A 21,685-nucleotide genomic window follows, 5' to 3' on the forward strand; every position below is an offset into this window, starting at 1 on the left:
AGTCTGGAGACATCGGAAAATTCTCAATTGGTGTTGGTTCGTTGGTAGCCACGTTTTGCCACGCCTCGGATAGCCGAGGACGTGCCCCATCAACTTGCACCGGAATACAAGAACTGGTCGCACTTTGCGTACATGCCACGCGGCATAATCTTCCGGCCTCTGAATTTACACTCATTGTGGGTCAACCAATGCTAGACCGCGGCGGCCATGGATTTGATCGCCGTCTGGATAAAAGCAGTTCAACCTCGGGCTTCATGATTCACACCAGCCACATCCTGACCGGCATCCAAATCCCCATTGCAACCATCATCAGGTTCTCTGTCAGCGAAACAAAGCCAAGCGGAACGCTACTGTCGCCACCGACACAAGCACATTTGAGTTCCCGTTTGTCGATGTAGACCGCTTTGAACACGGAGACAGCACCAATTCCGCCTATCACCAGTGCGAGCGGGGCTGAAAACCACGTCAGAGCGCCCGCAAGCATAAGGAGGCCTGCGGTAGCTTCGGCAAAGGGGTAGACGTATCCATATGGAACATAGCGTCTCGCAAGCAGATCGTAGTTCAGAAACATCGTGGAGAAACTCTCCACATTCTGCAATTTCTGAACAGCGAGAAGGCACATTGCAATGGCAACAAACCGTTCAACTATGGTGATGGCCGGCACGGGCGTGGGAGAAATCCAGGTCACTGCCACTGCCAGCAGGAGCGACATCAGGAATATGGCGATGACCGGACGATAGCTGGTTTCACCGTCTTCAGGAACGTGCTGCCCAAAGAAGCGTCTTACGTCGTCATAGCCACCAATCCGCTTTTGATTGATGAAAGTCTGCGGCGTTGTTTCAACGCCATGTTCTTTCCGGAATGATTCCGTCTCGGCTTGCGTCTTGAGCCAGTGGTCTTCCACCTCATAGCCCTTTCGTGCCAGCAGCGACTTTGCCTTGAGGCCATAGGGACAGATGTGGTCGGGCATTACCATTCGATAGAGTGACGCTTTCGGTAGAACCGCCATGATCGCTCCCCCTATTTGCCGTCAATTTCCGGCGTCGCCTTCGCACCGCCTTGAAGATCGATGATCAGAGCCTTCATTTCTCCAATTTCGCGTACCTGGGCCTCAATGATGTCGTCGGCCAGCTTCCGAACCCGGGGATCAACGATCTTCGCACGTTCCGACGTGAGGATTGCTATTGAGTGATGCGGAATCATTGCCTTCATGTAGGAGACGTCGCCAACTGTGGTCTGGCTTCGCAGCAGAAACAGCGATGTGGCAAAGATCAACACGCTGCCCAAGAAGATCGCGATGTTCAGCCTCTTGTTGGTGTACATGCCGAGCATGAATGCCAGCATGATGATCGCCATGCTGGCGCCCATATACAAAGCTGCAAAACTGCGCGTTTCGCTAAAAAAGATATGATCCCATGCGTATGTGTTCAGATACATCAAACCAAACATGACGATCGTCGACACCACGATCATCAGCAAGAAGCGAGTGTAGGACATTCTTGACTCCCAAAATTTGCCACAAGTGTAGGTTAAACAACCTTACCACGTGGGAAGGTTCCATGGATTCCAAATTTTTTATGTCAAGCTTTGAAAGCCATCCGAATAAGTTCGGAATTTGGCGGGGGCAGTGTAGACGTCTCTGTAGTCGTGGCCCTTATCTGGATCAGTCAACAGCTGGCGACCGACTTGCACCTGGAACGTCGAGGGACTGCGGCGAACCCATGTGCCACCGAACCGGACCAAGTCCCGCTCATTGTTTTGAGCCGACGGTTTTCCAGCGTCAGTTCAGCCACCCCAGCTCATTCACCGCTTTACCCCCCGGGGTGCTTCTCACCGCGGCGGCTAATCACCGGTCGAAGCTAATGCTAGACACATCACGGTGTTGACGGGCAGAAATTGTGATGATGCCCGCAAGATGATTAGGACCTGGTGGATTGCTTTTGGAAGCAAATCCCGTATGCCTGATTTTGTCTGTATGCCCAGTTGCTCAGGACCTGCAGCAAGTACAGAAGACATCGCCAAAGCGATATCCGCCCATGAGGACCGGCAAAAGACAGAGGGTCGCGCGAAATCGAAACTTATGCCCGAGCACTGAACTGCAGCCTTGCCAAACTCTCCGGTGCCGAGTGGGCTGTCCTCACAGCAAGCCCTGAATCGGCAATTGACCTACAGTCCATGATAGCGCCCGTCTGTGCCATCCTGCCTCTGGCTCGACAGTCATATCTTGCGGCAGGCCGGGGCGCGCCACTTCCCAGCGGAGGGCCTGCCCTTCAAGCGTGACACAGTAGGACTGATCTGGCGCGCAGAGGCTGTCGCACAGGGCTGTCAGTTCTGCCAACAATGCCGGTTCCTCGAACACAAGCCCAAGTTCAGTGTTGGTAAACGCCGAGCGCAGATCGAAGTTCAACGAACCGACAATCGCCTTCCGCCCGTCCATCAGGAATACCTTGGAATGCAGCGCGTTGCGTTTATGACCGGGCAATGCGGGTTTCGCATATTCGTGGATGTGGCCTCCTGCGGCAAGCAACGGATCTCGATAATGGCGATAGGCGCCATGCACCAGTATCAGATCGGTCGATGACAGGGCGTTGGTGAGCAGCGACACCCGGACACCCCGCGCGATAAGCCCGGTCAACCCCGCGATGCCAGCCTCGCCCGGCACGAAATAGGGCGTCATCAGCCGCACTTCTGTTTTTGCCGCGGCCAGAATGCCCGCAACGGCCGTCGACATCCAGGGTGTGGAATGCTCGCCATAGGCCTTATTCGGTGGGTCGGCCAGAAGCTGCACTTTGGCGGTCCAGCGCAGGCGTTCCGTCAGGAAACTGTCGGCTGCCCGCCCCTGCATTGTCTGCGCCAGAAACCGGCGTGACGGGACGGACCTGACGTGCCGCGCCAGACGTTTGCAAAACCGAGGTTTGTTGACCTTGAAGGCTGGCCAGATGGCGGCAATCGGCAAGGACAGGCCAAGGTTCCAGAAACTGTCGAATACGGTTGAAACCTCGGCCACGTTACCGCCGACCAGCATGATGTCGGCATCAACATACATACGGTTGCCCTCGTCCGCACCAAAATAGGTATTGCCGATATTGCGACCGCCGATGATCGCCAGTCGCCCATCCGCGATCCACAACTTGCCGTGCATGCGCCGGTTGAACCGGGTCAGTCCCAATGCCATTTCCAGCATTCGGCGCAAGCCATGTCCGTGATGCAGCGTCGGGTTGAACAGGCGCACCTCGATCATCTTGTGCTGGCTTAGAGCCAGAAAAGCCGGATCGAATCCCTGCACGTTCACATCATCCAGCAACAGGCGGATACGCACGCCCCGGTCTGCGGCAGCGACCAGCGCGTCGATCAGCAGCCAGCCGGCCTGATCGGTGCTCCAGATGTAATACATCAGATCCAGACTGCGGCCCGCCTTGGCAGCCGACAGCGCACGCGCGGCAAAGGCATCGGCATTCTCAAGCAGCAGCAGCAGCCCGCTTTGCCCGGAATTCTGGGTCTCCAGCGGTTCCAGCAGCGTATCAAGCGGCGTGTGCGGTCCCGCGACGGGCAGCGCGGTTGACACAGGCCCCTGCACCTTTCGTAGAAAGCGGAGGTAAGAGCGATGCGTCAGCCACGAAGCAAAGGCGAGCAACACCGCGATGCCGATGATCCACACCACGAGAAAAACGCCATGGTGGATCATGTCAGCATTGCCGGGAGAGTGCCGTCAAGCCGGAGTCGTGCTTTGATCGGCAGATGGTCCGAGGCGCGGCGTGACAGCGGGCTGTCATGTGCTGCCACATCCAGCAGTTCGCCATGAGGCGACAGCATCATCCGGTCCAGCGCCAGCAACGGATAGCGCGACGGAAAGCTGGGTCGGGCTTCGGCAATCTGGAAATACTGGCCCAGCGTTTGCAGCGGTGCCCCGCTGCCCCGCCATTCGTTCAGATCACCAACCAGTAGGGTCGGCCGGCCGTCAAGCTGGCTGATCTTGTCGATAAGCGCGCGCGCTTGTGCGGCCCGCGAGCCGGGCAATAGCCCCAGATGAGCATTTACGATGCGCAAAGGCTGCCCCGCGATCTTCAGATCGGTCACCAGCGCTCCACGCGGCTCGATTCCCGGCAAGACAAGCTGATGAACCTCTTCCACCATTGCATTGCGCACCATCAACAGGTTGCCATGCCAACCATGTGCCCCGCCCGCGTCGTCCAGCGGCACGGCAATTAGCCCTAGATCGCTGCGGATGTGGTCCAGATCGAGCAGTCCTGTGCGCGTGCCAAACCGGGTGTCCGCCTCCTGTAGCGCCAGAATATCGGCGCCGATTTCGGCGATCACTGCCACCGTCCGCGCCAGATCACGCCGCCGGTCAGTGCCGAAGCCCTTGTGGATATTGTAAGACGCCACAGACAGGTCGTGCGGCGTTGTCATCTGCGGGGCCCATCCTTGCGGCAATTTGGAGCGGAATGCATAGCGTGTTATGGGCAGGCCGAGCCTGCCATTTCAAACCGTGTGGTGGCAACCTACCCTCCCGATTGATCCTTTCGCATCCGCAAAGCAATGCACACACGCGGCCCGACAGACCAGTACAAACACCGTCATTTGCGCAGGAATTTGACAAATGCGGCGATGGCCAGAATGGCCAGCACCACCACGACCCACATCCAAATCCTGCCGTAACCGATGCTGTATTCAGTCATCACTTTCAGCCCTTACAGGGCTATTCACTGATGATAAAGTCCTATGCCCGGCCCTTTGTCGTTGATGTAGATCAGCCAACGGTCGGACTTATCCAGAACAGGATAACGTCGCCCGCGAGTATCTAGCGTTAAGCAAGAGCCGCGTCGGAATTTCGGCGCATTGATCGAGGAGATATGAAATGGGATCAGGGGACAGATGACCACTGATCTGCACCGACCATAAAGGACCGCCCATGCCCGCCGTGCCGCCCATCGACCAGTCTTGCGACAGTGCCTTTACCTCCGATCTGCTCAACCAATCTTGTTTCTGCATTACGCTGGACCGGGACGAGTTGGGGCAGGCATTGGAAACGACCTCGGGCGAGCCGGGGTTTCAGGACCGGATCGCCGCCAACCAGCCACATCTGTTTTCCAACGTGCCGGTGTTTCTGCCCGCCACGGCCCTGGCTGTGATGCAGGATATCATCGTGGCCATCGAACAAGTGGCACAGGTCCCGGCCTACAAGGCGGCTGTTCTTGGCTGGGCACCTGAAATCGCGCACCCCGATCACGGGCCAAAGGGCGCGTTGATGGGTTATGACTTTCATTTGTCCGAGGACAGCCCGAAACTGATCGAAGTAAACACCAACGCTGGTGGCGGGTTTCTCAACGCACTGCTGGCGCAGGCGCAAACCTTATGTTGTGTCGGGCGGGTGCAGGTTGCAGCTGACAGTTTGGACACAAGGTTCGAGGCCGCGGTGATTGCAATGTTCCGCGCTGAATGGCAGCGTCAGCGCGGGACGGCACCGTTGCGCCGCATCGCCATCGTGGATGATGCGCCGCAGGATCAGTATCTTTATCCCGAGTTCGTGCTTGTCGAGCAACTGCTGGCGCGGCACGGTATAGATGCAGTGATCTGCGATCCGAAGGCGCTGACCTTGGGTGACGCCGGGCTGTCGCTCGGCGACCTGCCGATCGATCTGGTTTACAACAGGCTGGTGGATTTTGCACTGTCCGAACCGCACCACGCAGCCCTGCGTGACGGCTATCGTGCGGGTGCCGTGGTGGTTACGCCCAACCCGCATAATCACGCCTTGCTGGCGCACAAACGCAATCTGACGGTGTTGTCGGACCCTGCGGCATTGGCAGGACTGGGTGTGAAACCGGCGCTGGCCGCTCGATTGCGCTTCATCCCGCAGACCCGGATGGTCACGCCGGAAAATGCCGACGCGCTGTGGCAGAACCGGCGGCAGTTGTTCTTCAAACCGGTCTCAGGGCATGGCGGCAAGGCGGTTTATCGCGGCGACAAGCTGACGAAATCGGTCTGGGGCGACATCACAAGCGCCGAGTATGTGGCGCAGGCGCTGGCTACCCCTAGCCAGCGGATGATCATGCTTGATGACGTACCGACACCGCGCAAAGTCGATTTGCGGCTTTATACCTATGACGCAAAACCACTGTTGGTGGCGGCGCGGATTTATCAGGGCCAGACCACGAATTTCAGAACTCCCGGCGGTGGCTTTGCGCCAGTTCTGATTGTCTGACTGCTTTCTCGACAGGCAACGCTGACCTGTAATAAGTTGCCCGAGTGAACCCCTCACCGCGACATTCAACCTGAGACAATCTTGAGTTGCTTTTTACCGGCGGCCGGCGCTTCGTGGCTTTTTTCAGGTGTTTTGGACATTCTCGTGCCAGTCTCTTGAAATTCCGAGTACTCCGAGCGGTATTGCCAAGTTGTTTGTCATTGGATGCAAGGCGGCGCGGCCCCTGCTTTTTCAAGCGGTCATTTCTGCAGTGTAGTCGGACCACAGGCAGAAGGCATCTGCCCTGGCGTGTCGCCAGGAGCGGGCTGAGAGTTTGTATCGGCGGGGACGAAAGATGGTGTTTATCTGATCGTGGGCTGACAGGAAGCGCTGTGCTTGGCGGGGCGATTTGAACCGCCCCATGATCTTCTCTCGCTTCCTGGTCTGGCGGTGTGAGTTTTCAATTCTGTTATTCAGGCCCTTGTGGGCTCGATGATCAGCATCCGGGGCCAGATTTTGTATCGGTTTTATGTAGCTGCGCAGCTTGTCCGTCACGACGACACGCGGTTCACCGAATTGCTTGACCAGTCTGGAGAAAAAGCGCTTGGCAGCCTTGGTGTTGCGGCGAGCTTGAACTAGTGGATAACGCCTGACAGAAGAGTCCGTTTTGGGATTCCCTTTCGGGCGGCAGCATGCGATTCATTGTCATGCGCACAGGGATCACATTTGAAGTTTCGTCGCCTGACCGCCTCCGCCTTGAGCGTTTGGCCAGAGACCGCAATGCGCCTCAGAAGTATGTCTGGCGCGCGTCGATCATATTGCTGTCCGCCGACGGGGTCGGCACAGCTGCGATCATGCGACGGACAGGCAAGTCCAAGACCTGTGTCTGGCGCTGGCAAGAGCGTTTCATGAGCGAGGGCGTGGAGGGTCTGCTGCGCGACAAGACCCGGCCCTCGCGCATCGCTCCGCTCAAGCCTGAGGTGGCCGAACGCGTGGTGGCGCTGACCCTGACCGATGCCCCGGGCGAGACGACGCACTGGACGGCGGATATGATGGCTGCTGCGAACAAGATCAGCGCCAGTGCGGTGCGCCGCATCTGGAAGGCCCATGGTTTGCAACCGCACCGCTTCCGGCAGTTCAAGTTGTCTAATGATCCGAAGTTTGCGGATAAACTCCACGATGTTGTCGGGCTTTATGTCGAACCACCTGCGCACGCCATCGTGCTGTCATTCGACGAGAAAAGCCAGATTCAGGCGCTCGACCGGACCCAGCCAGGACTGCCGCTCAAGAAAGGGCGGCTCGGCACCATGACCCATGATTACAAGCGCAACGGTACGACAACCCTGTTCGCCGCGCTCAACGTCCTTGATGGCACAGTGATCGGGCGGAACATGCAAAAACACCGACATCAGGAGTTCATCCGCTTCTTGAACACGATCAATGTCAGCGTGCCGGCCGACAAGGCGGTGCATGTGATCCTCGACAATTACGCCGCCCACAAACACCCCAAGGTGCGTGCCTGGCTCGGCCGGCACCCGCGCTTCACATTCCACTTCACGCCAACGTCCTGTTCGTGGCTCAACGCGGTCGAGGGCTTCTTCGCAAAGCTGACAAAGCGCCGCCTGAAGCGCGGTGTCTTCCACTCAGTCGTCGACCTCCAGGCCGCCATCAACCGTTTCGTCGCAGAACATAATAAAAGGCCAAAGCCCTTCACCTGGAACGCCGATCCCAACAAAATTATTGCCGCCGTCAAACGTGGGCACCAAGCGTTAGATTCCATCCACTAGAATGTCGAGTACGTCACCATCGGCGTCAATGGCCCGCCAGAGCCAGAATTTCTTTCCACTGATCGTGATGACGGCCTCATCCATATGCCACTTATCGTTCGGCTTGGGGCGGTCTCTGCGAACGCAGTCGGCAAAATGTTGGCCAAAGCGGTTGATCCAGAGACGAACCGTTTCCCTGCTCACGATAACACTGCGTTCAGCAAGAAGGTCTTCCACATCGGCCGTGCTCAGAGCAAACCGATGATAGGCCCAGACCGCGTAGGCGACAACTTCACGCGGAAAACGAAACCCCTTCAGACGGGGGAAAGTGCTCGGCAATCTCATGTCGTCTCGATAACCGAAACGCCGGGGTCAAACAACTTGGCAATACCGTGACAACGAATAGTGCCGGATCAGGCTATCCTCGTCGGCTGGTATGTCGAAAATCTTCTGTCGATCATGAACTTTGAGAAGCTTCCGTTTTGCCATCGCCCAACCCCACACGACCAATCTGCCCAGAGCGTTGTCGAGTCGGACGGACGAAGATACCAAAACTGGTGCCTAACGGTGCCAATCCACAGAGATCGGAGGCCGCACATCCGAGATCCGAGACAGTTCATGTTCCGTTCGACCTTAGCGTACGATTTCGCACTGCTCTTGTTCTGACCCCAATGTGGAGCCGCCACATGCTATTTGAGCTTGACCCTCACCAGAAACGCCAGTTCGATAAGTTCCGCATTTCCGCCATGGACATTGCCCATTCCCTTCAATGCGCGCTTCCTCTTCAAGAAGGGCTGGCACTCCCACGAGTGGGAGCGGCGCGGTAGCATTTACCTGCAACAGTCCGCGTTCACTACCTCACTGGTCGTTTCCTACGCGCGCCCGTTCACGACGGCCCGCGGCCTCCCCGGCCTGCCAGCGCGCCTCATCAAGTGGAGCGACGAGGAAAAGACCTTGCACGACCAGATTCTGACATTGCGGAACGAGGTCTACGCTCATTCCGACGGGGCGTCCTATTCCTTTCAGCCATGGCAATCGGAGGGCTTGATCACTGTTATTGAAAAGTGGCCGCAGCGGCGCCTGTCCAAGGATGACACCTTGGCCTTTTGAGGCCATGGCCGCGCGAATCTTGGAGGCGCTGCGGGTGCGCATGCGGCGCATCTTCCCCGAGTATTGACCCTTTAAGCGCACGTTCCTGCGTCAGCAGATGTTTTGGCTATTCCACCAACTCGTCATCGTCCGGTTCGACCGACAGCGTTTCCGCATATACCGCATGGCGGCTCAGCAACCCTGCATCCTCCAGCGCCTCCATGTCGGGCAGGTCGCGCAGCGTCTCCATGCCGAACGCGGACAGAAAATGTTTCGTCGTCACGTAAGTATAGGGCGCCCCCGGCGTCGGACTGCGCGGCCCAGAGGCGATGAAAGCGGCCCCCCGCAGCGATCCGATCAGATCGCGACTGACCTCCTTGCCAAAGATCTTCGACAGTTCGCTTCTTGTCACTGGCTGGAAATACGCAATCGCCATCAGCACCATCGACTCGAGCTCGGACAGCACTGCGGCGGCCGATCGCGTTGGCGCGGAAGAAGCCCGGATCGCGGGCGCGTAAGCCGAACGGCTTCGGTGTTGCCAGCCGCCGGCGACCGAAACCAGTTCATACGGCCGGGAACGAAGTTCCTCGTGCAGATCATCAATGAGTAGGTCGACGCTGCAATCCTTGCCGACAACGCGCGCCAAAATCTCGCGGGTCACCGGCTCGGCAGAGGCAAAAATCACTGCCTCAACCCGCATCATCCATTCGCGCCAGCGCAGCTCCTGCGGCAAATCCTCCAGCTCCCGATCAAACAGCCGTTCGGCTGTAGCGTTCGCTTTTTTGCTGCGAATTGGTTTTGCAGCGATCGATCTGGCCACGCTCACAATCCATAAATCCGGAACGACGATCGGCCGGACAGCTCGCGCACCGCGTCAAAACTCTCCAGCCGTTCGAACAGTCGGGTACTGGCCCAGCGGGACAGATCACTGCCGGGCGCCGAGGCCGCAATCGCATCCTCGTCGAGCAATCTTTGGATCACAGGCTCAGCTCCCTTGGTGCGCAGCTTCGGCGCCACAGCAACAAGCTGATCGGCTCGGCGGGCGATCTCGTCGGCTGAACGCAGAGCGCTTTCCGTGGCGTCAACAAGAGCCAAGCAGATCGCAGTGGCGAATGCCACTTCGCCGGGACGGACTCGTCCCCTCCTCCCGATTGTGCGGAAGGCCGGGCCAAAACGTTCGGACATCAGCAGCGGCACAGGTTTTGGCCAGTTGAGCTTTTCGGCGATCAAAACATCAGCAAGTGCCCAGGCAAGCGGTTCGGCATCTAGACGAGCGGCACAGACCGCTGTCACCAGCTCCGCAGCAGCAAAGGGTGGCGATCTGCCAGACTGGAGCGCGTTGTCGGCCGCAATCGCAGCCGCGGCAGCAAGCGGCTCGTCCCGGGCGAGACCCAAAAGATCAGCCAGTTCGGCCACATGCTTTGAGGAAAGGCCGGGTTTTCGCGCGGAAAGCCTTTTGTAGGCCAAAAATACCCTTCCCGCCGGCCCGGGATCAGCGCTTGGCGCAGTCAGCAACACCGCGTCACGCGAAGCGTGTTCGCCCTCGTTGCGGCCGATCATCCTGGCGGCAATAGTGGCGCAGTTCAGAGCTTGCCGGGAGCGCCAGCATCCGGCCCATACGGGATTAAGCAGAACCAGATCGTCGAGCGTTTTCAAGCCGATGCCGGCTGCAAAAGCCGCGTCGGCTTCGTTGTGATCACGACCGCGCGCTACCGCCCAGCCTGGCAGGCGAAATGCAGAAGTCGGTATTGATGATGTGTCGGGCGGCAACGAATCCATGCGGACGACGCTACACTGGGTGCGCGGTTTATGCTACCGAAAACGCTTCTAACCGCACGGCATGTCGTTGGGATTTAACGACCGATAATCTTGCATTATCGGACGTTTTCTTCATTATAGAGAAATGGCCAAAATCATCGACCAAAACCGCAATATTCATCCCGATCAAAACTCCGCTCCGCAGGGCAGCTCAGTCTCCAGCGTCACTGTTCCCGCGCCGGGTGTTTTCGCACCGGGGGCTCCGGCCGATCAGGACGGCACCCTCCCCTCCCCTGTTGAGGGCCTCGATACAGGTTCTGGCTCGAACTCCGATCTGCCGGCCCATCACCCGCACCACGCCCACCTCGCACACATCGTGTGTCTTACCGAGCGGGCCCGCGGCTATGTCGAGGCTGCCAGTTCCGCCAACACCCGCAAAGCCTATGCTTCCGACTGGAAGCATTTTTCCGCCTGGTGCCGCCGCTCAGGACTGGCCGCCCTACCCGCCAATCCACAAACTGTCGGGCTGTACATCACCGCCTGTGCAACAAACGGTGCCATCGTCGGTGACAATGCCCCTGCATCTGGCAGCTCCGGGCGAGATATAAAGCCCAACAGTGTGGCGACAATTGAGCGGCGCCTTTCCTCATTGTCCTGGAATTTTTTGCAGCGCGGTCAAACCCTAGATCGCAAAGACCGGCATATCGCAACGGTGATGGCCGGCATCCGCAACACCCATGCCAGGCCGCCGGTTCAGAAGGAAGCGGTGATGGCGGAAGATATCATCGCCATGCTGGAGACGATCGATAGGAGCAGCCTGCGCGGCCTGCGTGATCGCGCCATGTTGTTGATCGGCTATGCCGGCGGTTTGCGGCGATCCGAAATTGTCGGTCTCGACCTCAAGCCTGAACAAACTGAAGATGGCCGCGGATGGATCGAAATTTTTGACAAGGGCATGCTGGTCACGCTGCGCGGCAAGACCGGTTGGCGCGAAGTTGAAATCGGCCGCGGCTCATCTCATGCCACCTGCCCTGTTGTCGCTGTCCAGACCTGGATCAGGTTTGCAAAAATCGCCCATGGTCCGCTGTTCCGCCGGGTTACCGGCCGGGGCAAGGAGGCCGGTGCCGACCGGCTCAACGACAAGCAGATTGCCCGGCTGGTCAAGCGCACAGTAGAGGCTGCTGGAATCCGCGGCGATCTGGGTGAAGTCGAACGGGTGTTGAAATTCTCTGGCCATTCGCTCCGCGCTGGTCTGGCCTCCTCTGCCGAGGTCGACGAGAGATATGTGCAAAAGCAGCTTGGACACGCGTCTGCGGAAATGACCCGGCGATATCAGCGGCGAAGGGACCGGTTCAGGGTGAACCTGAGCAAGGCGGCGGGGCTGTGATTAAGGCCCCTGCCCTTCGATGGCGCTATTGAGTTGGGGATCAGTTCACCCCCTGGGCAGTCAGACTGATACCAGCCGAGATCTCGCGTAAACAGCGGTAGTTGCCGAAGAGTCTCGTGCGCAGCGATGAAGAACGTCGGTTAAATCCCCGAACGAGAGCACGGGCGCGCCGATGCCGAGTTCTTGAGCGAAAGCTTCAATTGGTGTCCGGAAACCGAGGCGTTTTCTCGGAGTTGAATTCAGCATCCATACCATGTCGGTTTCGCGGTATTCGGAAATCCTTGTGGACCGGGCAGATCTTGCCTTATGCATTCATCGGCATTCTCGGCTCAGTGGCGTTGCCAGGGGCCGCGAAAATCGCAGAAAAAGGCTGGCATTCCGATCCTATCCTGCACGCTTCCTGTCTGGCGAATTCACCGCTGTTGTCATCGCGGATTGTTTGTAGGACCCCCTCGAGAGACTATTGCCGTAGCAAAGCCATCTTTTGAAAGATGGCCTGGGCCGGTAGAGCGCTCGAACTCCGTCACCGGCATGAGCATTTCCATCAAGCCGCGCAGGCGGCATCGTTTTTCAAGCGAAGAGTGATTGTATCTCGTTCCCATAGCGGTCCCGGACACGCCGGGCGTCACGCTTGGTTTGTGTTTCCAGTTGGTCGCGTGAGGAGCTTGTTCCCCGCGGGGAACAGGGCTGGTTCATCTCCGGTTTACGCTAACTGATCCGCAGCCGGGAATTTGGCGGACCAGAAGCTTCCAGGTTTGGATGGCCGCTAGCAGAATCCGACGGATTGTGAAGCTCACCCGTTTTCAGTCCGGACGGGTTTTGGACAATGGCAAGGTTTCAAAGGTTCGCGGCTCTGCAGGTTCATGCGCGGTTACGAAGGTTCAAAGCCACTTGTTGTTCCGACAGGTTCCCCGCGGGGAACAGGCGCCTTCTTAGCATGGATTTCCAAAAATTCCCCACGGGGAACTTACGCTTGCCCGGGCTGGATCCAAACATTTTGCCCGTTTGCTGCCACGTCCGAATCGGGCTATCTGTAATTACGTTGAAAGTCGATAATTTCGATATTTTGCGTAGTCACCACGAGCTTAACCTTTTGTTAACCATCCCGGGCAATATAGTCGCTGATAACCTCTCGGAGTAGCCAATTGACTCGGCATCTAAACAGTCTGGACTTCATGCAGACGTGTTCCAACAAACTGGACCACGCGCTGCGCAATTTGTCTCTGGCACAATATCCGCCAGACGCGATTCGCACCATGCGAACATTTGCGTCGTCAGAAGTCGCGAGCCTTCTGGATGTGACGGAAGCTTATATCCGCCAGCTCTCCTTGAAGGGCAGGGGCCCTGATCCGGAAGTCAGCAACAATGGCCGGCGGCTTTATACGGTCGAACAAATTCTCGAACTCAGATTGTTGCTGGCTGAAAAAGGCCGCAAGAAGTGGATCAATCCACGCCGGATCGAGGGTGAAGCCTGCCAGGTGATCGCGGTTACCAATTTCAAAGGCGGGTCGTCAAAGACCTCGACCACCATTCATCTGGCGCACTATCTGGCGCTGCGTGGCTACCGGGTGCTGGCAATCGATCTCGATCCGCAGGCCTCGCTGACAGCCCTGCATGGCGCCTTGTCGGATTTTGATCCCCGCGAGGGCGATACCTTCTATTCCGCCATTCGCTTTGATGATCCGGTGCCGACTCAATCGCTGATCCACAAGACCCATATTGAAGGCCTGGACGTGATCTGCGCCGGCCTCGAACTCACGGAGTTTGAAACCGCGGTGGCGCTGGAAATGCGCAAATCCGGCGGCACGGAATTTCTGCTGCGAGCGGCCCAGGCGATTGAGCAAGTTGAACAGAGCTATGATGTCATCTTGATGGATTCGGCTCCGTCGCTGAATTTTTTGACCTTGTCTTCGCTGACAGCTGCGACGGGCGTTCTGATCCCGGTCCCGGCGCATATGCTGGATGTTGATTCCACGGCAAAATTCCTCGAGCTTGCCGGGTCTTACATGCAGATCCTGAGCAATATGGGGACAACGGCCGAGTGGGATTTTGCCAAGTTCCTGATCACCAAATTCGAGGCCAATGACCATCCGCAAGCCAATATGATGGCCTTGATGCGGCAGGTTTTTGGCACCGATCTGCTTCTCAATACGGTGATTAAATCCACAGCTGTCGCTGATGCATTAACATGGAAGCAGAGTCTGTACGAAGTGCAACGCTCACGGTTTTCGGCTCCCAAGACCTATGACCGGGCCATGGAGTCGATCAATGGCGTGAATGCCGAGATCGAGCAATTGCTGACACATGCATGGGGGCGGGAATGAGCCGCAAAGATTCAAAAGGCATGTTTGCCAATGTGCTGGGAAATTTGGACAACAGCCCGCTTGAGACCAGGCCGGTCGAGAAAACCTCGTCCTCGCCGCATCTTCAGAAAGTAGCCGCGGGTGTCCGGCAGATCCAGGAGCGCGGCGAATTGGCCGAGCGCCTGCTCAAGGACGGCGGCTATGTTGCCGATCTCGATCCGGGCCAGATTCTGCCTTCAGGCATCACCGACCGGTTTCCCGGCGCTTATGACGAGGCAGCGATATCGGATTTGGCCGAGTCCATGCGCGAGCGCGGGCAGATTGTTCCCGGTCTCGTGCGTCCGGTCAAAGGCGACGCAACGCGCTACCAGATCGTCTATGGACGCCGCCGGTTGGCTGCCGCGAAAAAGCTGGGATTGAAGTTTAAGGCTATCATTCGTGCCCTTGATGATGAGGAAGCCATTGTATTTCAGGGGGAAGAGAATTCTGCCCGCAATGACCTGACCTTCATCGAGAAGTGCAATTTCGCCTTCGCCCAGGAAAAGGCAGGCTTTGACCGGGCCACCATCAGCGCATCGCTGTCGACCGGCAAATCGCATATTTCCGAGATGATCCGCATTGCATCCACCCTGCCGCAAAACTTGTTGCAGGCCATTGGCCCGGCCTCGGAGATAGGCCGCCGGCGCTGGCTTGAGCTGGTGGAAAAGTGGATAGCCTTTCCCCGCGCCCATGAGCTGGTTGAAGAACTGCTCAAGAACGCCGACGCCAGCCTGCCGAGCGAGGAGCGTTTTGCCTTGGCGCTGTCAGTTATGTTTGAAAAGCCATCCGGACTACAGCCGAAGGCCAGCGCGCGCGAAACAATCATGTCCAAGGGCATGAAGCTGGCCGAGATCAGCTACGGCAATTCCGGCGCGCGGATGAGCTTTGCCAAATCTGTTCCACCGGACTTTGTCGCTTATTTGGCCGGGCAAATGGAAACCATTCACGACGCCTATCTCAAGGAGATCAAGGCAAAACCAAAAGTTCAACGGAGTTAGTGTAACGCAATAGAAAAAGGCCCCCAAACGTTGCCGTCGTGGAAGCCCTTCTCGTGTCTCGCAGCTTGAGAATCGCATTTCCCCGAATCACAGTCAAGCGTTTGACGTCATATTTTTGGCGGCTGGATTTCTGTTGCCTTTTTGAAAGGTGAAAGACGATGCAACTGGACCATATAGCGACGCCCTTCGGGCGGCGGGCAATGACCTATGCCATGTTGGCAGACCAGATCGCCGCCGATGAGGTTGAGCCCGGCGCGCGGATCGACAAGTGGAAGATCTATCACGCGCTGTGCGAAGCCCGGCCGCGCCTGGGCGTGACCGACCGGGCCTTGGCGGTGTTGAGCGCGCTGATCAGCTTTTATCCCAAGCCAGATCTTGCGGCGGCCGATTCCATGATCGTGTTTCCCTCCAATGCACAATTGTCGCGACGCGCCAATGGAATGGCCGAGCCGACCATTCGGCGTCACGTCGCGGTGCTGATTTCAGCCGGGCTGCTGGTGCGCAAGGACAGCGCCAATGGCAAACGCTTTGCACGCCGCAGCCGGGCAGGGGAGATTGACGAGGCCTTCGGCTTTTCGCTCAAACCATTGTTGGCGCGCGCTGACGAAATCAAGCGACTGGCTGCCGAAGTCGAAGCGGAACGCTTGCATCTGCGCCGCCTCAAGGAACGCCTGACGATCTGCCGGCGTGATGTGATCAAGCTGATTGAAACAGCGCTTGAAGAGGGTGCTGCGGGCGACTGGCTGGCGGTTCAGGAGCAGTACAGGTCGATTCTTGCGAGCCACCCGCGCAGCCCGTCTGCGGAAGTTGTCTCGGCGACGCTTCATGAGATGGAGTTTTTGCGCGAAAACGTACTCAATCAGTTGGAAACACAGATTAAAGCTCAAAAACCGAGCGGCAATCCCGTCCAAACTGAGCGCCATATACAGAATTCAAACACCGACTCTATTCCTGAATCTGAACTGCTCTTAGAAACAGAACAGGGCAAAATTCCGGATGCCTCGGTTAAATCAGATGTGGTGCCGGATTGCATTGAGATGAAATCCGGCAGGCCAAATGAAGGGCAGGGGATGAGCCGGGTTGAGGCGGCGGATACGGTTAGGATGGTTCCCCGCGCCCAAAAATCTGGCGAGCGTATGTTGGATGGCGGCTTCAAGCCGTTTCCGCTCGGGATGGTTCTTTCGGCGTGCCGGGATATCGCCGATTATGGGCCTGTCGGGGCAATTTCTAGCTGGCGCGACCTGATGGGGGCCGCAGTGGTGGTGCGTTCGATGCTGGGCGTCTCGCCCTCGGCCTACGAGGAGGCCTGCGCGATTCTCGGGCCTGAAAATGCGGCCACTGTGATGGCCTGTATTCTGGAACGGGGTGGCCATATCAACTCCGCCGGCGGGTATCTGCGGGATCTGACCCGACGCGCTGAACGCGGCGAATTCTCGCTCGGACCAATGCTGATGGCGCAAATCCGCGCTAATGGACCCGGTGAGAGACAGGTTGGATAGGAGCGTTGGTGCGTGGATCAGCAAATGTGCGTAATTTCGTCTTTGATGGGGAGGCCTATTTGGTTGCTCCCGCCGATGCCTCGCAACAAACGGATTTAGGGCGTCCGCAGGCGAGCATTCGGTTAGGAATGGCGACGCCGATCGCAGCCTCTGTCTGTTGAGCAAGGAATGAGCGAGCACGCAAACGCGGCCCGATGGAGCCCTTGTATCGACCCATCGCGGATTCAGCCAAAGCTCGCTTGCCATAGCCGGTTTATGCCTGCCATTTCAGCCGCCTATCTATCTGCATGGAGGTTATGTGGTCGTCTCTCTGGCAGCATGCTTGGGGGGTAGGCCGTTCAACCGCGTTCAAGTGCGGTGGAATGACGACCCTTGCGCCTGCGCTGTGATGGAAAACAGCGTCGTCGGTGGGGGAGTACCATCATAGGCTCCATCGGCAGTGAACTGGTCGATCTCATCGTCGATCTGAGCCAGCCACGGCGAGACTTTGCCCCATGCTTTTCTTCCAGCCATTGGCCGGTGCCATAAACCTTCAGCCCGGTGCTGCCGACCAGCACGTGAAGCGGTGCATCGGGCGCAGTCCGTCGCTCGACAGTTGGCATCCAGGTTCTTGCCCGCCGACTGAGTGTAGTGTGATCGGGCACAGGTACATCCAGTCCCATCAGCGCAAGCACCGAACTCAAAAGCCCTTCGCTTTGGCGCAGTCGCAGGCCGAATACCATACCCAGCATCAACGTCGTCTCAATGGCTAGATCGGTGTAAAGCGGCTGGCCCCCACGCGTCTTGCGACGCGGGGTAGTCCAAACTCGCCAGAGCTTCAGGCGTTATCCAAAGGGTCAAACTGCCACGGCGGCGAAGGCCTGCTTCGTACTCTCCCCAGTTCGTCACCTTGAATCGCATCTTCCTGATATGATGGCGGCGGCTGGTGTTATGTTTATACGGCATGCTGGACCGATCAAGTTGGTTTCGATCGCAACCGAATAAGCAGAAATTGTTGAGTTCTTATTCATGCACCAAAGCCGCTAAATTCCGCAAATTTGCCGATCCCCGCGCCAACGCTGGTCCTGACTGCTTTGAGTCCCACTCTCGAACGATCGAACAGCCTGCGCCCAGATAATTCCTCCTGTAAACCGTGTTTGGACATGGCTATGATCTCTAGTGATGACATATTGCAGCGCTAGTTCTATGAAAATGGCCCAGCAAGTAGGGCGGCATGTCTATTGAAAATTAGGATTGCATCATTCGATGAAATCCTGCATCGTTTAGACATGAGTAAGATTGTTGTCTCAAGAAAGGTCGAAGATAATGTGCGGAACGAGCTGCCGGACGTCTCGACCGAGGACATTCTCAGGGGCATGCTTGCTGCGTCAAATGATGCCTGCTGGTGCATGGAATTCAGCCCGCCCGTAGATTTGATGGCGGACGATCATCAGGTTGTGCATCAGATTTTTGCGAACCGACCAGTCTGGCGCCACTGCAACGCGGCGATGGAGCGGCTTTACCGGCTGCCCGCCGGGCAGGACATGAACACCCGGCCGGTGCATGAAATTTTTCCCGACAATGCCAGCAACCGGAATTTCCTGCTGAATCTGATCGCCAACGGGTTCGAAGTTGACGGTTCCCCCGCACTTGATCAGCGCTATGACGGGCTGCAGATTTACGTCGAGAACGATGTGCGTGCGCATATCGGTGATGGCAAGCTTTACCGGATGTTTGGGACAGTTAGAAATGTTGCTAAGCACCGCCGGCGGGAACAGGCGCTAAACGACGAGTTGGCGGCGATGGAGGGGGCGATTGCAGCGTTGGCAAGTCCCTTCGTCACCGTTGATGCCTCTGGTGCAATTCAAACACTGAACCCGGCAGCCGTCGCGCAGTTCGGGCCGGCTGCGGAGGGGCAATCCTTTGACGCCATGATACGCAAGGCGTGCCCAGAGCCGGTTCTTCCGGAACTGGCAAAGGTGATCGCGAAGGTTCGGTCCCTGGGGGTTTCCATGAGTGTTCGCTTCGCCAAGGCGATGCCCGATACTGTATGGCAGATCGCACCGCGTGAGACTGCGCAGGGCACCGGCTTTGTTTTGCTGATGTTGTCAAACGATGTCATGGAGATCTAGCGTGAGCAATTTCACCCTTGCAGATCATCCGTTTTTTTCGGCCAAGTCCCAGGCGGAGGCTGAACTCAGCCTCGAGATGCTCGACGACGGTGTCGTGCTGATCTCAGCGGATGGTGCCGTCTTGCACATGACCACCGAGGCCGCCCGTCAACTTGGCATTGCAGCCGAGGCGGCAAGGGGCAGATATTTTTCTGATCTGCCGGTGAAATGTCAGGGCTGGGATGACCTGGTGCACGCGGTGGTGACGGGCCAGGCAACAGACTGCATGCTGCGGCGTGTTGATGGACGTGAGATCCTCGCTGCCCCGCGTTCGGCACCTGAGTTGACAGGTTCGCCCGCCGCGCGGATCATTGTCTTGCGTGATCTTGCCGGGCTGGATTATCGCCGCGAGCGGGCCACTCGGCAGGCCAAGGCGATGCGGACAGTATTCATTGCAGAGAACAGGACGCGACCCGATTTTATCGAACAGCGGCGGTTGGCGCCCGAACTGGACCGGGTGCTGTCACGCGGCGAGCGCGCGATGCTTCAAGGCGGCAGGATTCTGATTACCGGAGAATCCGGCGTTGGCAAGACCGAGGTCGCGAAGTTTCTGCATTCGACAGTCGCCGACGCGGATGCACCCTTTGTGGTGGCCAATTGTGCCCTGTCGGGAGATGCGCAGTTCGCGCGCGCCATGTTCGGCGCTCCGGCGGCGGGAGGCCAGCAGCGGCTTGTCGGATTGATAGAGCAATCCGAAGGCGGCACTCTGTTTCTCGACGAGGTGGCGGAAATTCCGCTGACGGCACAGGCACTGCTGTTGCGCTTTCTCGAAGACGGCATTGTCAGCAATCCCGATGGCGGCGAGCAGCGCGTGGTGAATGTGCGGGTGATTGCCGCCACCAATCGCGATCTGCGGCAGATGGTGCGGGAGGGGCGCTTTCGTGCGGATCTTTATTACCGGTTGGCTGTGGTGCCGCTGCGGGTGCCGCCGTTGCGCGATATGCCTGCGTTGATTGACCATCTGACCGGACGCTTCCTACAGACCATCAACCAGCGCCGGCAGGCTGCGCTGTTTGTTCCGCGGCGGGTGCGGGAAATGTTGGGCGACTACAGTTTTCCGGGCAACATCCGCGAGTTGCTGAATATCGTTCAAAAATTGTCGATCTTCCTGGAAGAGGTCGACGATCTGGCCGAACTGATGGCTGATCTTCTGGCTCCCATCGACATTCCTGGCCTTGATGCAGCGTCGGCGACCGCGGGGCAGGGGGTGGAGCCATATGATCTGCGCTCGGAAGTGCGTCGTTATGAACGGACGCTTATTGACAAGGCAATCCGATTGCATGGCAGCAAGCGAAAGGCTGCCAATGCCCTGGGCGTGGATATCGGGACAATCGTTCGAAAAACTGCCGATCCAACGGCGGAAACCTCAACGGCAACGACCGCAAAAACCTACAGTGGAGAACCAAAGACATGACAAAGAAGAATATCTTTTTTAGCGTTAGCATTGCTGCGCTGTGTACCGTTTCGATGGCGTCTTCGGCGTTATCAGGTGAATTGAATATCCTGACATGGGAAGGTTATGCCGACCCTTCTGTCATAGAGCCTTTTGAGGCCGCTACCGGGTGCAAAGTTTCGGCAACCTATGTAGGCTCAAACGATGATTTCGCGCCGAAACTGGCAGCCGGCGGTGGTGTGTTCGATATCGTTACGCCTTCTATCGACACCACCAAATCCCTGATCGATGCCGGGTTTGTCCAGCCGATCGATGTTTCGAAAATCGCGGCATGGGATGATCTCTATGAGAAATTCACCTCTGCCGAAGGTCTTCATAAAGACGGCAAGATCTACGGCGTCCCATACGCCTGGGGTGCAATTCCCTTCATGTATCTAAAGGACAAGTTCCCCACTCCGCCAACCTCGATTGCGGTGTTGTGGGATCCGGAACTGAAGGGCCGGGTTTCGTTGTGGGATGACAAGAGTGCACTTTATGTCGCCGCGCGTTTGAACGGTGACATGAATATTTATGAACTCAGCGATGACCAGATTGCGGCGGCGCAGGCAAAGCTCAGCGAACAGCGGCCCAATATTCGCAAATACTGGGCGACTGCAGGTGAACTGGTTGATCTCTACAAGTCCGGTGAAGTCTGGATTTCCAACACCTGGGGCGGATATCAGTCATCGCTGCTGAAGGCCGAAGGGATTGATGTCGTCGAGTTCATTCCCGAAGAGGGCGCCGAAGGCTGGATGGACAGCAACATGATTGTGGCTGGCACGCCGAATGAGGAGTGCGCCTACCAGTTCCTGAACATGGCGAGCGCTGCCGAGGGTCAGGCTGGCGTGTTCAAGGTGAACGGCTATTCCTCGACCAATCCGGTTGCGGCAAAAAGCTTCATGTCGCCTGAGGAATATAGCGCACTGCATCAGGATGATCCGCAATATATGGACAGCCTGCTGCTCTGGACCAATCTGGGTGCTCGCCTGCCCACATACACCAATGCGTGGAACGCGGTGAAAGCGCAGTAAGCAGCCGGTTCATCATAGCAAACGAGTTCGCGGTTCTTCCGCGGACTCTCCC

16 protein-coding genes and 3 pseudogenes are annotated in these 21,685 nt (G+C 57.6%); 10 read left to right on the forward strand and 9 right to left on the reverse strand.

Annotated features, from left to right (window positions below; all coding sequences use genetic code 11):
- Positions 1 to 259: 259 nt before the first annotated feature.
- The 4 genes from IMCC20628_RS23875 to IMCC20628_RS23890 all read right to left on the reverse strand — a co-directional run bounded on the left by IMCC20628_RS23875 (position 260) and on the right by IMCC20628_RS23890 (position 4,410).
- Positions 260 to 1,009 carry a MauE/DoxX family redox-associated membrane protein gene (locus IMCC20628_RS23875; RefSeq protein ID WP_245307987.1) on the reverse strand — a complete coding sequence of 250 codons (750 nt, stop codon included), beginning with the start codon at positions 1,007 to 1,009 and terminating at the stop codon, positions 260 to 262.
- An 11-nt stretch (positions 1,010 to 1,020) separates the two neighbouring features.
- Complete coding sequence (locus IMCC20628_RS23880) at positions 1,021 to 1,497, reverse strand: DUF305 domain-containing protein (RefSeq protein ID WP_047033073.1); 477 nt, start codon at positions 1,495 to 1,497, stop codon at positions 1,021 to 1,023.
- Between the two features lie 640 nt (positions 1,498 to 2,137).
- Positions 2,138 to 3,685: a phospholipase D family protein gene (locus IMCC20628_RS23885; RefSeq protein ID WP_047033074.1), complete on the reverse strand. Its 1,548-nt coding sequence runs from the start codon at positions 3,683 to 3,685 to the stop codon at positions 2,138 to 2,140.
- The gene (locus IMCC20628_RS23890) at positions 3,682 to 4,410 is read right to left on the reverse strand and encodes an endonuclease/exonuclease/phosphatase family protein (RefSeq protein ID WP_047033075.1); all 729 of its coding nucleotides are present in this window, start codon (positions 4,408 to 4,410) and stop codon (positions 3,682 to 3,684) included. The genes IMCC20628_RS23885 and IMCC20628_RS23890 overlap by 4 nt, the downstream gene beginning before the upstream one ends.
- A 502-nt stretch (positions 4,411 to 4,912) precedes the next feature.
- Between IMCC20628_RS23890 and IMCC20628_RS23895 the strand changes: the two genes are divergently transcribed.
- Positions 4,913 to 6,202 (forward strand): hypothetical protein, encoded by a 1,290-nt coding sequence (locus tag IMCC20628_RS23895; RefSeq protein ID WP_047033076.1) that lies wholly within the window; start codon positions 4,913 to 4,915, stop codon positions 6,200 to 6,202.
- A 231-nt stretch (positions 6,203 to 6,433) separates the two neighbouring features.
- Here IMCC20628_RS23895 and IMCC20628_RS24940 read toward each other — a convergent pair.
- Positions 6,434 to 6,820, reverse strand: a pseudogene (locus tag IMCC20628_RS24940) (DDE-type integrase/transposase/recombinase); the annotation flags it as partial.
- Between the two features lie 68 nt (positions 6,821 to 6,888).
- Here IMCC20628_RS24940 and IMCC20628_RS23900 point away from each other — a divergent pair.
- Positions 6,889 to 7,968: an IS630 family transposase gene (locus IMCC20628_RS23900; protein ID WP_047033126.1), complete on the forward strand. Its 1,080-nt coding sequence runs from the start codon at positions 6,889 to 6,891 to the stop codon at positions 7,966 to 7,968.
- Here the strand turns inward: IMCC20628_RS23900 and IMCC20628_RS23905 are convergent.
- Positions 7,963 to 8,292 (reverse strand): annotated as a pseudogene (locus tag IMCC20628_RS23905) (DDE-type integrase/transposase/recombinase); the annotation flags it as partial. The gene IMCC20628_RS23900 and the pseudogene IMCC20628_RS23905 overlap by 6 nt on opposite strands.
- A gap of 354 nt (positions 8,293 to 8,646) precedes the next feature.
- On the opposite strand from IMCC20628_RS23905, the gene IMCC20628_RS23910 reads away from it, so the two are divergent.
- Positions 8,647 to 9,057: a hypothetical protein gene (locus IMCC20628_RS23910; protein ID WP_156174723.1), complete on the forward strand. Its 411-nt coding sequence runs from the start codon at positions 8,647 to 8,649 to the stop codon at positions 9,055 to 9,057.
- 106 nt (positions 9,058 to 9,163) lie between these two features.
- Here the strand turns inward: IMCC20628_RS23910 and IMCC20628_RS23915 are convergent, their stop codons facing one another.
- Both IMCC20628_RS23915 and IMCC20628_RS23920 read right to left on the reverse strand, forming a co-directional pair.
- Positions 9,164 to 9,856: an SMC-Scp complex subunit ScpB gene (locus IMCC20628_RS23915; RefSeq protein ID WP_047033078.1), complete on the reverse strand. Its 693-nt coding sequence runs from the start codon at positions 9,854 to 9,856 to the stop codon at positions 9,164 to 9,166.
- 2 nt (positions 9,857 to 9,858) lie between these two features.
- A complete protein-coding gene (locus IMCC20628_RS23920; protein WP_047033079.1) occupies positions 9,859 to 10,815 on the reverse strand; it encodes a DUF1403 family protein in 957 nt (318 codons plus the stop codon).
- 124 nt (positions 10,816 to 10,939) lie between these two features.
- Between IMCC20628_RS23920 and IMCC20628_RS23925 the strand changes: the two genes are divergently transcribed.
- The 4 genes from IMCC20628_RS23925 (at position 10,940) to repC (ending at position 17,020) form a co-directional block, all read left to right on the forward strand.
- Positions 10,940 to 12,181, forward strand: a complete 1,242-nt coding sequence (locus IMCC20628_RS23925) for a site-specific integrase (protein WP_047033080.1) — start codon at positions 10,940 to 10,942, stop codon at positions 12,179 to 12,181.
- 1,145 nt (positions 12,182 to 13,326) lie between these two features.
- Positions 13,327 to 14,505 carry a plasmid partitioning protein RepA gene (repA, locus tag IMCC20628_RS23940; protein WP_047033083.1) on the forward strand — a complete coding sequence of 393 codons (1,179 nt, stop codon included), beginning with the start codon at positions 13,327 to 13,329 and terminating at the stop codon, positions 14,503 to 14,505.
- Positions 14,502 to 15,521 (forward strand): plasmid partitioning protein RepB, encoded by a 1,020-nt coding sequence (repB, locus tag IMCC20628_RS23945; RefSeq protein ID WP_047033128.1) that lies wholly within the window; start codon positions 14,502 to 14,504, stop codon positions 15,519 to 15,521. Before repA ends, repB begins: the two co-directional genes overlap by 4 nt.
- Positions 15,522 to 15,679: 158 nt before the next feature.
- Positions 15,680 to 17,020, forward strand: a complete 1,341-nt coding sequence (repC, locus tag IMCC20628_RS23950) for a plasmid replication protein RepC (protein ID WP_047033084.1) — start codon at positions 15,680 to 15,682, stop codon at positions 17,018 to 17,020.
- Positions 17,021 to 17,075: 55 nt separating this feature from the next.
- On the opposite strand, the pseudogene IMCC20628_RS23955 reads toward repC, so the two are convergent.
- Positions 17,076 to 17,965, reverse strand: a pseudogene (locus IMCC20628_RS23955) (IS5 family transposase).
- Positions 17,966 to 18,288: 323 nt separating this feature from the next.
- Between IMCC20628_RS23955 and IMCC20628_RS24460 the strand changes: the two are divergent.
- From IMCC20628_RS24460 to IMCC20628_RS23970, 3 genes are read left to right on the forward strand one after another with little or no spacing between them, the layout of a single operon-like run.
- On the forward strand, positions 18,289 to 19,131 hold the full coding sequence (locus IMCC20628_RS24460; RefSeq protein WP_052766660.1) for a PAS domain-containing protein: 843 nt from the start codon (positions 18,289 to 18,291) through the stop codon (positions 19,129 to 19,131).
- Between the two features lies 1 nt (position 19,132).
- A complete protein-coding gene (locus IMCC20628_RS24465) occupies positions 19,133 to 20,584 on the forward strand; it encodes a sigma 54-interacting transcriptional regulator (RefSeq protein ID WP_052766661.1) in 1,452 nt (483 codons plus the stop codon).
- On the forward strand, positions 20,581 to 21,633 hold the full coding sequence (locus tag IMCC20628_RS23970) for an ABC transporter substrate-binding protein (protein ID WP_047033085.1): 1,053 nt from the start codon (positions 20,581 to 20,583) through the stop codon (positions 21,631 to 21,633). The genes IMCC20628_RS24465 and IMCC20628_RS23970 overlap by 4 nt, the downstream gene beginning before the upstream one ends.
- Positions 21,634 to 21,685: the final 52 nt, after the last annotated feature.

Source organism: Hoeflea sp. IMCC20628, assembly GCF_001011155.1.
GTDB lineage: Bacteria > Pseudomonadota > Alphaproteobacteria > Rhizobiales > Rhizobiaceae > Hoeflea.